This is a genomic window from Micromonospora sp. NPDC047465, from assembly GCF_040643125.1.
Lineage (GTDB): Bacteria > Actinomycetota > Actinomycetes > Mycobacteriales > Micromonosporaceae > Micromonospora.
Genome location: NZ_JBEYTP010000003.1, coordinates 241,809 through 254,726, shown reverse-complemented (window position 1 = coordinate 254,726; position 12,918 = coordinate 241,809). Strand labels below are relative to the sequence as shown.

General features: G+C 75.3%; 12 protein-coding genes. 6 read left to right on the top strand and 6 right to left on the bottom strand.

What is annotated here, in order from left to right; genetic code table 11:
* Position 1: 1 nt before the first annotated feature.
* From ABZ793_RS05185 to ABZ793_RS05170, 4 genes are read right to left on the bottom strand one after another with little or no spacing between them, the layout of a single operon-like run.
* A complete protein-coding gene (locus ABZ793_RS05185) occupies positions 2–658 on the bottom strand; it encodes an SIS domain-containing protein (protein WP_350706306.1) in 657 nt (218 codons plus the stop codon).
* Entirely contained in the window at positions 658–1,875 is a 1,218-nt protein-coding gene (locus tag ABZ793_RS05180; protein WP_350706308.1) for a glycosyltransferase, read from the bottom strand. Before ABZ793_RS05180 ends, ABZ793_RS05185 begins: the two co-directional genes overlap by 1 nt.
* The gene (locus tag ABZ793_RS05175) at positions 1,860–2,837 is read right to left on the bottom strand and encodes a glycosyltransferase (protein ID WP_357452134.1); all 978 of its coding nucleotides are present in this window, start codon (positions 2,835–2,837) and stop codon (positions 1,860–1,862) included. The genes ABZ793_RS05180 and ABZ793_RS05175 overlap by 16 nt, the downstream gene beginning before the upstream one ends.
* On the bottom strand, positions 2,834–4,546 hold the full coding sequence (locus ABZ793_RS05170; protein ID WP_357452340.1) for an HAD-IIIA family hydrolase: 1,713 nt from the start codon (positions 4,544–4,546) through the stop codon (positions 2,834–2,836). The genes ABZ793_RS05175 and ABZ793_RS05170 overlap by 4 nt, the downstream gene beginning before the upstream one ends.
* Before the next feature lie 284 nt (positions 4,547–4,830).
* Here ABZ793_RS05170 and ABZ793_RS05165 point away from each other — a divergent pair, with 284 nt between their 5' ends.
* The 3 genes from ABZ793_RS05165 to ABZ793_RS05155 all read left to right on the top strand — a co-directional run bounded on the left by ABZ793_RS05165 (position 4,831) and on the right by ABZ793_RS05155 (position 7,165).
* Positions 4,831–5,259, top strand: a complete 429-nt coding sequence (locus ABZ793_RS05165; protein ID WP_357452131.1) for an SRPBCC family protein — start codon at positions 4,831–4,833, stop codon at positions 5,257–5,259.
* On the top strand, positions 5,256–6,260 hold the full coding sequence (locus ABZ793_RS05160) for an SDR family oxidoreductase (protein WP_357452128.1): 1,005 nt from the start codon (positions 5,256–5,258) through the stop codon (positions 6,258–6,260). The genes ABZ793_RS05165 and ABZ793_RS05160 overlap by 4 nt, the downstream gene beginning before the upstream one ends.
* A gap of 137 nt (positions 6,261–6,397) precedes the next feature.
* Positions 6,398–7,165, top strand: a complete 768-nt coding sequence (locus ABZ793_RS05155) for a polyprenol monophosphomannose synthase (RefSeq protein ID WP_357452125.1) — start codon at positions 6,398–6,400, stop codon at positions 7,163–7,165.
* A 542-nt stretch (positions 7,166–7,707) separates the two neighbouring features.
* Here the strand turns inward: ABZ793_RS05155 and ABZ793_RS05150 are convergent.
* Positions 7,708–9,312 (bottom strand): NAD(P)/FAD-dependent oxidoreductase, encoded by a 1,605-nt coding sequence (locus tag ABZ793_RS05150; protein ID WP_357452122.1) that lies wholly within the window; start codon positions 9,310–9,312, stop codon positions 7,708–7,710.
* A gap of 72 nt (positions 9,313–9,384) precedes the next feature.
* Between ABZ793_RS05150 and ABZ793_RS05145 the strand changes: the two genes are divergently transcribed.
* Positions 9,385–10,818: an aldehyde dehydrogenase family protein gene (locus ABZ793_RS05145; protein ID WP_357452119.1), complete on the top strand. Its 1,434-nt coding sequence runs from the start codon at positions 9,385–9,387 to the stop codon at positions 10,816–10,818.
* A 61-nt stretch (positions 10,819–10,879) separates the two neighbouring features.
* Here ABZ793_RS05145 and ABZ793_RS05140 read toward each other — a convergent pair whose 3' ends face one another.
* Complete coding sequence (locus ABZ793_RS05140) at positions 10,880–11,281, bottom strand: ChaB family protein (RefSeq protein WP_350706322.1); 402 nt, start codon at positions 11,279–11,281, stop codon at positions 10,880–10,882.
* Positions 11,282–11,444: 163 nt separating this feature from the next.
* Here ABZ793_RS05140 and ABZ793_RS05135 point away from each other — a divergent pair, with 163 nt between their 5' ends.
* Positions 11,445–12,425: a YihY/virulence factor BrkB family protein gene (locus ABZ793_RS05135; RefSeq protein ID WP_357452116.1), complete on the top strand. Its 981-nt coding sequence runs from the start codon at positions 11,445–11,447 to the stop codon at positions 12,423–12,425.
* Between the two features lie 44 nt (positions 12,426–12,469).
* Complete coding sequence (locus tag ABZ793_RS05130; protein ID WP_357452113.1) at positions 12,470–12,886, top strand: DUF2795 domain-containing protein; 417 nt, start codon at positions 12,470–12,472, stop codon at positions 12,884–12,886.
* Positions 12,887–12,918 lie beyond the last annotated feature (32 nt).

The window sequence follows — 12,918 nt, the reverse complement described above, 5'->3', positions numbered from 1 at the left end:
ATCACGCGTCGACCTGCTGACCTGCCCCACCGTCGAGCACCACCTCGACCCCGGTCCGCACGGGCGCCCCCGGCCCGGCGAGCGCCGTCGGCAGCGCCTGCTCCACGTACTCGCAGAGCAGGTGGCTGGTGACGAGGTGGAGTTCCTGGACGACCTGGCTGTCGGGTGAGGGGACGGCGAGGGTGTCGTGGCAGAGGTCGGCGAGGGGGTTGGGGGCGGGCCCGGTGAGGGCCCAGCAGCGCAGGCCGGTGTCGCGGCCGGCCTGGGCGGCGGCGAGGAGGTTGGTGCTGGTGCCGCTGGTCGACAGCAGCAGGAGGATGTCGTCCGCGCGGCCGTGGGCGCGCACCTGACGGGCGAAGACCTCGTCGTAGCCGTAGTCGTTGCCGATGGCGGTGAGGGCGGAGGTCTCGGCGTGCAGGGCGATGGCGGACAGCGGTCGGCGGTCGTCACGGAGTTTGCCGACGAGTTCGGCGGTGAGGTGTTGGGCCTCGGCGGCACTGCCACCGTTGCCGGCCACCAGCAGCCGGCCGCCGTCGACCAGCCGACGCGCCAGGGTCTCCCCCCACCCGGCCAGCAGCTCCTCGTACTGCCGGAACGGCAGCAGCGCCGCGGCCAGGTTCGCGAGGTGCGCGTCGAGCGGCGTCGGGGCCGCCGCCATCAGGCCACCACCCGGGTGGGCCGGCGCACCGCCGCCACGTCGCCGTAGACCTCGACCAGCCGCTCGGCGGTGGCCGCCCACGAGTACCTCCGCCGGGCCCGTTCCCGCGCCGCGGCCGCGTACGCGAAGCGGCGGATCCGGTCGTCGAGCAGCCGCTGGATCGCGGTGCCCAGCGCGCGCGGGTCCCGGGCCGGGACGAGGTCGCCGGTGACGCCCTCGACCACGGTGTCCTTGATGCCGCCCACGGCGGTGCCCACCACGGGCACCCCGCACGCCATCGCCTCCAGCGGGGTGAGCCCGAACGGCTCGTACCAGGGGGCGGCCACCAGGACGTCCGCCGAGCGGTACCAGCGCCCCATCTCCTCCCTCGGCACCGCGCCGACCAGCTTCACCCGGTCGGCCACCCCGCAGGTGCCGGCGAGGGCGCGCAGCCGGCGGGCGTACGGGTCGGTCTCCAGCAGGCCGGCGGGCGGCCCGCCGACCACCACGCACTCGGCCCCGGGGACGTACGCCATCGCCCGGACCACCGTCTGGAAGCCCTTCCGCTCGACCAGCCGACCGACGGTGAGGATCCGCGGCCGGCCGTCCTCCTTGTCGGCGGTCGGGCCGAGCGGGGCGAACGTGCCCAGGTTGACCCCGGACGGGACGACCGTCATCCGGGACCGGGGCACGCCCATCCGGACCAGCTCGCCCACCTCGTCCTGGCACTGCGCGATCACCCGGTCGACCGAGCGGCCCAGCTCGCGCTCGTAGCCGATGCGGCGGGCGGGGCTGGTGTCCTGCACGCCCTGGTGCCGGCGCTTCACCACGCCCAGGGCGTGGTACGTCTGCACCACCGGCACCCCGGTCTGCCGGCTGGCGGCCAGCGCGGCGAGGCCGCTCATCCAGAAGTGCGCGTGGATCACCTCGGGCATCCAGTCCCCGCCCCGCCACCGGTCGACCAGCCACCGGCTGAACTCCTTCATGTGCGGCAGCAGCGCGTCCTTGGCGACCGGCTCGGCCGGCCCCGCCGGGACGTGCACGACGTCGTAGCCGTCGGCGCTGCGTACGGTCACGGGCAGGTCCACCGCGTCGCGGCGCGTGTAGACCCGCACGTCGTGTCCGGCGGCCGCGAGCGCGGCGGAGAGCTCGGCGACATGCGTGTTCTGACCGCCGGCGTCCTCGCCGCCCAAAATGGCGAGCGGGCTGGCGTGCTCCGAGATCATCGCGATGCGCATACTTCCTCCTCCAGCAGCCGGTCCCAGTCGGCGAGGAAACGGTCGAGGCCGTAGCGCTCCCGGGCGGCGGCGCGGGCCACGGCCCCCGCCCGGCGCGCCTCCGCCGGCTCCTCGACGAACCGGCGGGCGGCGTCCAGCAGCGTGTCGACCCGGGTGGACAGGGCTCCGGCGCCGGGCGGCACCGCCGTCACCGCCTCGGTGGCGGCCAGCGCGACGACCGGCATCCCGATCGACATCGCCTCGATCAGGCTCAGCCCGAGGGACGTCCACCGGCACAGGTGCAGGTACGCCCGCCGCCGCCCCAGCTCGGCGTGCATCCGGTGCTGGGGCACGTCGTCGTGGCTGGCCAGCCGGTCGGCCGGCAGGCCCAGGTGGTCGGCCAGCCCGGCGACCCTCATCCCGAAGACGTCCAGCGGGGCGATCTCGGCGAACCGGGGCAGCAGGTCGGTGCCGGTGACCCGCCCGCGGCGTACCGGCTCGTTGATCACCACCGCCAACCGCTCCAGCTCGCCGGTGTACTCGGCGGTGGGCGGGACGATGCCGTGGTCGACCACGGTGGTGCGGGTGGCGCCGGTGTCCCAGAACAGCTCGTTGAATGCGGTGACGTGGGCGATGAGCAGGTCGTCCCGGTCGGCCATGGGGTGGCGGCTGTGGGGGACGTCGCCGTCCTTGGGGGTGTTGTGTTCGACGTAGACGGCGGGGATGTCCCGGCCGGGGCGGCGGCCGAGCCACTCGGTGGCGAGGTCGAGTTCCTCGGGGCGTTGGAGGACGACGAGGTCCACGTCGGCGGTGCGCAGGTGGTCGGGGGTGACCTCGACCGCCGTGTCCGGCCAGGGATAGGTGCGGGCGCGGCCGAGGCCGTAGGGGCCCCGGTCGGGCGTGACCGGCACGAGGTAGCGGTGCTTGCCGTGCACGAACGAGGTGGTCCAGGAGCCGTGCACGTGCCACAGCAGGACGTTCATCGGCCGCTCCCGCCGGTGCTGGCCGCCGCCGGCACGCGGTCTCCCGCGCCGCCCCCGTCGGGCGCCGGCAGGCCCGCCGGGGCCACCCCGAGCAGCCGCAGCGCGTCGAGCACCTGCCCGGCCCCGACGCCGCTGAGGCAGGGATGCCCGGGCACGGGACACCGGGCGGCCCGGGTGCCCCGGCAGGGGGCCTCGGCGTCGCCGAGCCGTACGGTCGGCACCCGCCACGGCCCCCACTGCCCGAACGGGACGGTCGGAGCGAAGAGGCTGACCACCGGGACGCCGTGGGCGGCGGCGAGGTGGGCGGGCCCGGTGTTGCCCACCACCACCGCGCCGGCCCGGGCGACGGTGGCGGCCAGCTCGGCGAGCCCGGTCCGCCCGCCGAGGTCGACGGCGTCGTCGCCGGCCACCTGGGCGGTCAGCTCCCGCTCGCCGGGGCCGCCGGTGACCACCACCCGGTAGCCGGCGCCGGTCAGGGTGCGGACGATCCGGGCGGCCAGCTCCGGCGGGCAGCCCCGGGCCTGCGCCGCCGAGCCGGGGTGCAGCACCACGTAGCCCGGCTCGCCGGCCTCGGGCGGGGGCTCCGGCGCCGGGCGCAGGCGCAGGGCCGGTTCGTCGTGGTGGGCGAGGGTGTAGCCGGCGGCGGCGGCGAGGGAGAGGGCGCGCTCGGGTTCGGGTACGCCGGCCGGCACGCGGTGGCGCACGTCGAGCAGAGCGCCGGGGTAGTCGTCGCTGATCGCGCTGATCCGGCCGACCCCGGCCAGCCGGAGCAGCAGGGCCAGGGGCAGGGCGGACTGGTGGAAGCTGGTGAAGATGACCGCCTCGTCGGCGCCGACGGCGGCCAGCCGATCCGTCAACGTCGCCATGTCGGCCGGGTCGACCGGCTCCGGGGTGGGGTCGATCCAGGGCAGCGGGTGTTCGACGATCTCGTCGACGCCGGGCAGCAGTTCCGCGGCGGCCCGCCCCCGGGGCCCGCACAGCATCACCACCCGGCCGGCGGTGGCGGCGACGGCGCGGATGCCGGGGCCGGTGACCAGTACGTCCCCCGCGGAGTCCGACCGCACCACCAGCACCGTCCCGCCCCGCTCCCGCCGGCCGACCGGCGGAACGGTGCCGGCCCCGGTCCGCCGGGCAGGTCGGGTGCCGGCCCGGCCGGGGATGGCCGGGTCGACGGCCGGCTGGCGGTAGGTGGCCGGGTCGAGGGCCGCCTGGCGGCGCAGGATCTCCGCCACCGCCGCCGGCAGGTCCGCCGCGACCTGCGGGGCGGCAGCCACCTCCTGGGGGCGGGTCACCGGCGTGGGCACGAGGATCCCTGCCGCCCCCGCCGCCAACGCCGCCGTCATGTCCCGGCCGATGTCACCCACCAGCACACAGCGCGACGGCACCGTGCCCAACTCCCGGGCCGCGGCGTGCACCAGCCCCGGCGCCGGCTTGCGGCACCCGCACCCGTCACCGTCGTCGTGCGGGCACACCAACCACGCGTCGAACCGTCCCAGCAGTTCCTCGACCCGGGCGTGCACCGCCCGCATCTGCGCTTCGCCGAAACAGCCCCGTGCCAGGCCCGACTGGTTCGTCACCACCGCCAGCTTCAGGCCGGCGGCCCGCAACCGGTCCAGCGCCGCCCGCGCCCCCGGCATCGGCCGCACCTTCTCCGGGTCACCGTTGTACGGCACGTCCTCCACCAACGTGCCGTCCCGGTCCAGCAGCACCGCGTCGAACAGGACGGGCCCGGACGCGGCCCGGTCAGCGCCGGCACAAACCCGGGCTGACCTGCGCTGATCCGGCTCCACCTGGTCCTGTCGCACAGCCGGCGGGTTCCCGGCGCCCCGGGGAGTAAACGTCATCTTCAACGCGCCGCCGCGTCGCCCACGCCGGCGGCGTCGACACGCCGGCCCGGGGTGGCGTTACCCGTCGCCCCGGAGAAGCTAACCCGCGGGCGCTGTTAGGCCGGGCCGCGTCAGGGTATGGGGACGCAGTGGCGATTGTGGAGAAAGTGATCGAAGCTCGTCCGGAGCAGGTCTGGGCGGTGCTGGCCGACGGGTGGACCTACAGCGACTGGGTCGTCGGCACGGCGCACGTCCGGGACGTGGACGACGCCTGGCCCCGGGTCGGCAGCCAACTGCACCACAAGGCCGGGCCCTGGCCGCTCTCCCTCCAGGACTCCTCGACGGTGCTCGCCTGCGAGCCGCCGCGCCGGCTCGTGATCCGCGCCGGGCTCTGGCCGGCGGGTGAGGCGAAAGTGGTCTTCACCCTCGAACCGGTCGGCGACGGCGCGACCCGGGTGCGCATCGGCGAGGACTTCGCCGCCGGCCCGCTGTACTGGGTACGCAACAAGATCAACGACCTCGTGCTGCACCAGCGCAACAGGGAGACGCTGACCCGGCTGACGGACATCGCCAAGCGGCAGAAGGCGGACGGATGACGCAGACCGTGGTGGTGACCGGGGCTAGTGCCGGCGTGGGACGGGCCGTCGCCCGCCGGTACGCCGAGCGCGGCGCCCGGCTCGCGCTGCTCGCCCGGGGCGAGGCCGGCCTGGCCGCCGCCGAGCGGGACTGCCGGGAACTGGGCGCCTCCGAGGTGCACGCCTACCGGGTCGACGTGGCCGACGCCGGCGCGGTGCAGCGGGCCGCCGACGACGTGGCGCACCGGTTCGGCGGGATCGACGTGTGGGTGAACAACGCGATGGTCTCGGTCTTCGCCCCGGCCTGGGAGATCCCCGCCCCGGAGTTCCGCCGGGTCACCGAGGTCAACTACCTCGGCACCGTGCACGGCACCCTCGCGGCGCTGCGCCACATGCGGGCGCGCGGACGGGGCGCGATCGTGCAGGTCGGCTCGGCGCTGGCCTACCGGGGGATCCCGCTTCAGTCGGCGTACTGCGCGAGCAAGCACGCCATCCAGGGCTTCAACGACTCGCTGCGGGCGGAGCTGCTGCACGACTGCCCGGGCGTGAGTCTGTCGATGGTGCAGCTCCCGGCGCTCAACACCCCGCAGTTCTCGTGGGTGCGCACGCGGCTGCCCCGGCATCCGCAGCCGGTGCCCCCGATCTTCGCGCCCGAGGTGGCCGCGAAGGCGATCGTCTGGGCGGCCGACCACGGGCCGCGCGAGCTGAACGTGGGCGGGCCGACCTGGCGGGCCCGGCTCGGCGACATCCTGGCGCCCGGCCTGCTCGACCGGAAGCTCGCCCGTGACGGCTACGACAGCCAGCAGACCGGGACGCCCGTCGACCCGGCCACCTGGCGGGACAACCTGGACCGCCCCGGCGACGACGAGCGGGACCGCGGCGTGGAGGGCGTCTTCACGGACCGGGCCCGCACCCGCTCGGCCGCCCTCTGGGTCGGTACGCACAAGCCGGCCGTCTCCGTCTCCGTCGTCCTCGCCGGCCTGGCCCTGACCGTCACCGCCCTCAGCCGCCGCCTCCGCTGATCCACGGACCACCGCTCAGGCCCGTCCTCGCCCCCACCAGGGGCGGATGACCGGCGGAACGGGGTGCCTTTTCGACCCGGATGTGGCAACTGGCTACGCTCTCAGGGAGTCCTGTCCGCCGACCGAGGATGTCCGACATGATCGAACCCGTGCAGCTGCCCGCGCCCTGGCGGGACGCACGCCTGACCGTCGTGGTTCCCACCTACAACGAGGCGGGCAACCTCCCGGTGCTGGTCGAGCGGCTCCTGGCCCTGCCGCTGCCGGGCCTGAAGATCCTCGTCGCCGACGACAACTCCCCCGACGGCACGGGCGAGGTGGCGGACAAGTTGGCCATCGAGCATCCCGACCGGATCGAGGTCGTGCACCGCGCCGGCAAGGAGGGCCTCGGCCGGGCGTACGTGGACGGGATCGGGCGCGCGCTGGACGGCGGCGCGGAGTACGTGGCGCAGATGGACGCCGACCTGTCGCACCCGCCGGAGGCGCTGCCGGGCATGCTCGGCGCGCTGCTCTCCACCCAGGCGGGCGTGGTCATCGGATCCCGGTACGTGCCGGGCGGCGAACTCGACGAGAACTGGCCGTTCTACCGGCGGGCGCTCAGCGGCTGGGCCAACCTCTACGTGCACACCCTGCTGCGGGTCCGGATCCGCGACCTCACCGCCGGCTTCAAGATCTGGCGGGCGGACGCGCTGCGCGACATCGGCCTGGAGCGCGTGCAGTCCAACGGCTACAGCTTCCAGGTGGAGATGCACTACCTGGCCACCAAGCTGGGGCACACCATCCTGGAGGTGCCGATCCGCTTCGAGGAGCGGCGCGACGGCGCGTCCAAGATGACCACCGCCACCAAGATCGAGAGCGCGCTGATGCCGTTCAAGCTGCGCACCAAGCACCGCAACGTCGAACGCTGAGGCGCCGGGGACGGCGGGCGCCAGCCGCCGGGCGCCGGGCGCGGAGCCGCCCCGCGCCGACGGCATGGGACGCGGGGCGACCGGCGTCGCCTCGGTGCGGTGCGGCGCGGTGCGGTGCGGTGCGGCGCGGCGCGGTGCGTCAGCCGATCCACCCCGCCGCACGCCATCCACTCACCCATCGCCATCACGGATTGTCACGTCACGCTCCGTGACAGCCGACCCCGAGCCGCCGGAGTGCCGATTTGGCGCTTTGCTCTGCACCCACCCACGCACCACCACCTTGACCTGCCCTGATCCGACGGCGGTCCGGGAAGCACCGGCCGCACGTCGTTACCGACGGTTGCCGGTGCGTATCCGGGTGCAGAGCAAAGGCGAATCGGAGGTGGTCCGGCGGGCGCACGGGCCGTCACTCTCGGTAGGCCCGAGCGCGCGAAACCGCCGCGCCACCGCCCGGCCCGCGGGTGCGGCCAGAAACCTCGGGTGCGGCCAGGAGTCCCGGGTGCGCTCGGCGACGCCGGACGCGCGTGGGTGGCGCGGTCGGGTCAGCGGTAGATCGCGCGGTGCGCCGCGTCGATCGTGGCGGCGTACACCGGACCGGTGAGTGCGCGGTCGCGGGCCAGGGCGGCGCGGGCGGCGTTCGCGCCGGGGGCGCCGTGCACCCCGCCGCCCGGATGCGCCGACGCACTCGCCAGGAACAACCGGTCCACCGGGGTGTCCGCGCGGCCGAGGCCGGGAATCGGGCGCAGGAAGAGCTGCTGGTACGCGGCGGAGGTGCCGCCGCCGACCGCCCCGCCGACCAGGTTCGGGTCGCCTGCCTCCAGGTCGGCCGGCCCGGCCACGTGCCGTCCCACGATCAGGCTGCGGAAACCGGGCGCGGCCTCCTCCAGCACCCGCTCCATCCGGTCGACGTGGTCGGTTATCTCCTCGGCCCGCCAGTGCCGGCGGAACGGCAGGTGGGTGTACGACCAGAGCGACTCGGTGCCCGGCGGCGAGTGGCTGGGGTCGGCCACCGACATCTGCCCGACCAGCAGGAACGGGTCGCGCGGGACCTCCGAGCGGGCCAGTGCGGCCGCGTAGCCGGTCAGCCCGTTCAGGTCCGCCCCGAGGTGCACGGTGCCGGCGGTGGCCACCGCGCGGTCGGTCCACGGCACGGGCGCGGACAGGGCCCAGTCCACCTTCAGCGTCGAGCCGTCCCACCGGAAGTGCGCCAGGTCCTCCACCAGCCGGGGCGGCAGCGCCGCCGCACCGACCAGGTCCAGGTAGAGCGCGGGGGCGGGAACGTCGGCCAGCACGGCCCGGCGGGCCCGCCACAGGGCGCCACCGACGGTGCGCACGCCCATCGCCCGGCCCCGGGCGGTCAGCACCCGATCGACCCGGGCGCCGTAGAGGATGCGGCCGCCGTGCGCGGTCAGCCGGGCCACCAGCGCATCGGTGATCTTCTGCGCGCCGCCTTCGGGCACCGGCCAGCCGACCTGCTGGCCGAGCATGGCGAGCAGCCAGCCGTACACGCCCGAGCCGGCCTCCTCCGGCGACAGGTCGGTGTGCAGGGCACAACCGGCCAGCAGCGCGCGGCCCCCCTCCCCGTCGAAGAGCTCGTCACTGAGCTTGCGGACCGGCACCACCAGCCGCCGGGCCAGCCGCAGCGCGCCGGAGACCCGCAGCCGGCGCAGCAGGGCCAGGCCGCCGCGCACCGGCGGGAACGGCCTGGTGATGGTGTCCAGCATCGGCTCGGCGACCTGCCGCCAGTCGTCGTACGCGTGCAGCCAGCGCTTGCCGTCGCCGGGCGCGAACGCCTCGAGCGAGGCCGCGGTGGCCTCCGGGTCGCGGTTGAGCACGGCCGCCCGACCGTCGGGCAGCAGGTGCGCCAGCACGTCCGGCGAGTGCCGCCAGCGCAGGCCGTACCGGTCGAGCCCCAGCCCGCGCAGCACCGGCGAGGCGTAGCCGAGGGGGTAGAAGGAGCTGTAGAGGTCGCTGAGGTAGCCGGGGGCGGTCACCTCCGCGGAGCGCACCGCCCCGCCGGGCGCGGCGGTGGCCTCCAGCACCAGGACGTCCCAGCCGGCGTCCGCCAGCAGGTTGGCGGCGACCAGACCGTTGTGACCGGCCCCGACGACGACGGCGTCCGCGCTCTCCACGCCGGGCGAACTCATCCGGTCCGCCTACCCTGGCGGCAACCGGGCGAAACGCGTTTGCCGCGTCGGGGCACGGGGATCCACCGCCGCATGTACACGGTTGCGCAGCTCATAGGTGGAGTGTGGGGCGCGGGCGGCGAGGGGGGCGAGCTGGTCGTACGCGATCCGGCCGACGGCTCCCCGGTCAGCTCCGTGCCGGTGGCGACGGCGGACGAGGTCGGCAAGGCGGTGGAGGCGGCGCGCGGCGTCGCGGCGGAGTGGGCGGGGACCGCCTCCGCCGAGCGCGTGGCGGCCCTGCACCGGGCGGCGGACGCGGTGGCGGCGGTCGCCGACGAGCTGGCCCGCGCGACGACGGCCGAGATGGGCAAGCCCCTCGCGGAAGCGCGGGGCGGCGTGGAGGCGGGCATCGGCACGCTGCGACAGTACGCGGAGCTCGCCCCGCTGCGCGGCGGGCGGACCCTGCACGGCGGCACGCACGCCCTCGACTTCATGGTGCCGCAGCCGCGCGGGGTGGTCGCCGCGATCACCCCGTGGAACGACCCGGTGGCGGTCTCGTGCGGGCTGCTCGGCGCCGCCCTGGTCACCGGCAACGTGGTGCTCTACAAGCCGAGCGAGCGCACCCCGGCGACCGGCTGGCTGCTGGCGAAGGCGCTGGACTCCGCGCTGCCGCCCGGGGTGCTGTCGCTGCTGACCGGCGGCCCGGAGGTCGGGGCGGCGCTGGCCGCGCAGGAGGTCGACGTGGTCGCGCACGTCGGCTCCACCGCCACCGGGCGCGCCGTCGCGGCGGCGGCGGCGCGGACCGGCGCCAAGGTGGTGTTGGAGAACGGCGGCAGCGACCCGCTGGTCGTGGACGGCGACGTCGACCCGGTGTGGGCGGCCGGGCAGGCGGCGACGGGCGCGTTCGCCAACGCGGGGCAGATCTGCGTGGCGGTGGAGCGGATCTACGCGCACCGGGACGTCGCCGAGGACCTTACGGGGTCCCTCGTGGAGCGGGCGGAGCGGCTGCGGGTCGGCCCGGGCGCGGACCCGGCGACCGAGCTGGGGCCGCTGGTGGACCGGCGGCACCGCGACCACGTGCACGGGCAGGTGACCGCGGCGGTGGCGGAGGGGGCCCGGATCCGCACCGGCGGGACGCTGCCCGAGGGCCCGGGGGCCTTCTACCCGGCGACGGTGGTCACCGACTGCCGGCACGACATGACGCTGGTACGCGAGGAGACGTTCGGGCCGGTCGCCGCGATCGTCGTGGTCGACTCGTTCTCCGAGGCGCTGCGGTGCGCCGCCGACTCCCCGTACGGGCTGTCCGCCACGGTGCTGACCGGTTCGATGAGCCACGCCCAGCGCGCCTGGCGGGAGTTGCCGGTGGGCACCGTGAAGATCAACGCGGTGTTCGGCGGGGCGCCGGGCGGTGCCGCGCATCCGCGCCGGGGCAGCGGCCAGGGCTTCGGGTACGGCCCGGAGCTGCTGGACGAGTTCACCGCCACCAAGGCGGTGCACATCGAGGCGCCCGGCGGCGGCCACTGGTGAGCACGCGCACGCAGGGGCTGCCCGCGGTCGGGCAGCCCCTGCGTCGTACGCGATGGTGGCCTCAGCGGCCGCGGGCCTTCGCGGTCTGCCGGTTGTTCGCCTTCTCGATGGCCTTGACCAGTTCGGGCTTGGTCATGCTCGACCGGCCGGGGACGTCCAGCTTGCGGGCCACCTTCATCAGGTGGTCCTTGGTGGCGTTGGCGTCCACCCCGCCGGCGGTGGGCGCCCGGCGCTCCGGTCCGCCGCCGGCCGCCTGGCGGTCGCTCGGGCCCTTGCGGCCCTTGGGCTCCCAGTGGTCGCCCACCTTCTCGTACCGGTGCTTCACTGCGGCGAAGGCGGTGCGGTGCGCCCGCTCCCCCTCGCCGTACGTCTCCACGGCCGAGTCGTGCGTCTTCTCCCAGGTGCGCTGCGCCTTCTCCGGGGAGCGTCGCAGCGTGCTGGGCAGTACCTCGCGCCCGGGCATCTCGTCCTCCTCCGCGTCGATGGGTTCTGGTTTGACCGTTCCCCCACCGCCGGTCGGCAAACCGGGCGGCCGGGTTTGTCGTTTTCCGGCCGGGGGTACCGGCGGGGCCAGGCTGAGCCGGAGGCACCCGGGCGTCCGGCGGCCGGGGCGCAGGGAGCGGGCCATGACGACGACGGAGCCCGGCACGGCGCGCACCAGGGAGCAGCGGCCGCGGATCCCCCGCAGGGTGCGGCAGTTGAGCTGGCGGACCTGGCGCGGGGTGCTGGTGCGCAGCGCGCGGAACTTCGTCAAGGACAACTGCGCGGACTGGGCCGCCGCGCTGACCTACTACGGCGTGCTCGCGCTGTTCCCGTCCACCATCGTGGTGGTCGCCCTGGTCGGGCTGGTGTCCAACGGAGAGCAGACCGTGGACACGGTGCTCGACCTGGCCCGGGACATGGGCGCCGGCTCGGTGGTGGCCAACGAGGGCTTCGTCTCGGTGGTCCGGGGCGTGGTCGACCAGAACGACTCGGCCAGCGTGCTGCTGAGCTTCGGTCTGCTGGGCGCGCTCTGGTCGGCGTCCGGCTTCATCGGGGCGTTCACCCGGGCCTCCAACGCCGTCTACGGCGTGGCGGAGGGGCGGCCGGTGTGGAAGCTGCGGCCCATGCAGATCGGGCTCGCGGCGGTCTCGCTGGTGCTGCTCGCCGTCGTCGCCACCGGCCTGATCGTCAGCGGCCCGGTCACCGACGCCGTGGGCGACCTGCTGAACGTCGGCGGGCTGGCGCGCACCGCCTGGAGCGTCGCCAAGTGGCCGGTGCTGGCCATGGTCATGATGGTGCTGCTGAGCCTGCTGTTCTGGATCGCGCCGAACGTCCGGCAGCCGCGGTTCCGCTGGCTCACCCCGGGCGGGGCGGTCGCCCTGGTGTCCTGGGTCGTCGCCTCCTTCGGCTTCGGCCTCTACGTGGCCAACTTCGGCTCGTACGACGCCACCTACGGCAGCCTCGGTGCCGTGATCGCGTTCCTGGTCTGGCTCTACCTGTCCAACTCGGCGCTGATGCTCGGCGTGCAGATCAACGCCGAGTTGCAGCGGGGTCGCGTGCTCCAGGCCGGCGAGCCGGACCCGGACGAGCCGGTCCTGCCCCCGAAGACGCCCGCCGACGCGTGACCGCTGCCGGTTTACCGCCGGTGCCACCGGGTAGCGCAGAAGGCATGGAACGTGGCAGCAGCAAGCACGGACCGAGGGTCGACGAGCAGATGAGCCGGGAGGTCAGCGGCCTCGTGCAGGGGCCGGGGACCGGCGGCTCGCGGGTCGACGAGTCCCGTGTGCCGGAGCCGGCCGGTGAGGACCAGCCGGAGCCGACAACGGCCCCGGCCGGCGAGTTGCGTACGGGCGCGCCCAAGGGGATGAGTTCCCAGGACGTCGAACGGCGCAGCCGGCTCGGACGGTTCATCACGATGGCCGCCCTGCCCGGCGACCGGGAGGCACTGATCGCCAACGCGCGGGACAACGACGCGCCGGCGGACATCCTCGCGGAACTGGAGCGGCTGCCCGAAGGCACCCGTTACCAGACGGTCTCCGAGGTGTGGGCGGCGCTCGGCCACAAGAACGAGACGACCCGCTGGTGACCGGATCCCCGCACGATCCGGCCCGACACCGG

What these genes read in the sequence shown, in the direction of transcription:
- ABZ793_RS05185 (WP_350706306.1), bottom strand. Translation starts at nt 658, where the DNA reads ATGGCGGCGGCCCCGACGCCGCTCGACGCGCACCTCGCGAACCTGGCC.
- ABZ793_RS05180 (WP_350706308.1), bottom strand. Translation starts at nt 1,875, where the DNA reads ATGCGCATCGCGATGATCTCGGAGCACGCCAGCCCGCTCGCCATTTTG.
- ABZ793_RS05175 (WP_357452134.1), bottom strand. Translation starts at nt 2,837, where the DNA reads ATGAACGTCCTGCTGTGGCACGTGCACGGCTCCTGGACCACCTCGTTC.
- ABZ793_RS05160 (WP_357452128.1), top strand. Translation starts at nt 5,256, where the DNA reads ATGACGCAGACCGTGGTGGTGACCGGGGCTAGTGCCGGCGTGGGACGG.
- ABZ793_RS05155 (WP_357452125.1), top strand. Translation starts at nt 6,398, where the DNA reads ATGATCGAACCCGTGCAGCTGCCCGCGCCCTGGCGGGACGCACGCCTG.
- ABZ793_RS05150 (WP_357452122.1), bottom strand. Translation starts at nt 9,312, where the DNA reads ATGAGTTCGCCCGGCGTGGAGAGCGCGGACGCCGTCGTCGTCGGGGCC.
- ABZ793_RS05145 (WP_357452119.1), top strand. Translation starts at nt 9,385, where the DNA reads ATGTACACGGTTGCGCAGCTCATAGGTGGAGTGTGGGGCGCGGGCGGC.
- ABZ793_RS05140 (WP_350706322.1), bottom strand. Translation starts at nt 11,281, where the DNA reads ATGCCCGGGCGCGAGGTACTGCCCAGCACGCTGCGACGCTCCCCGGAG.
- ABZ793_RS05135 (WP_357452116.1), top strand. Translation starts at nt 11,445, where the DNA reads ATGACGACGACGGAGCCCGGCACGGCGCGCACCAGGGAGCAGCGGCCG.
- ABZ793_RS05130 (WP_357452113.1), top strand. Translation starts at nt 12,470, where the DNA reads ATGGAACGTGGCAGCAGCAAGCACGGACCGAGGGTCGACGAGCAGATG.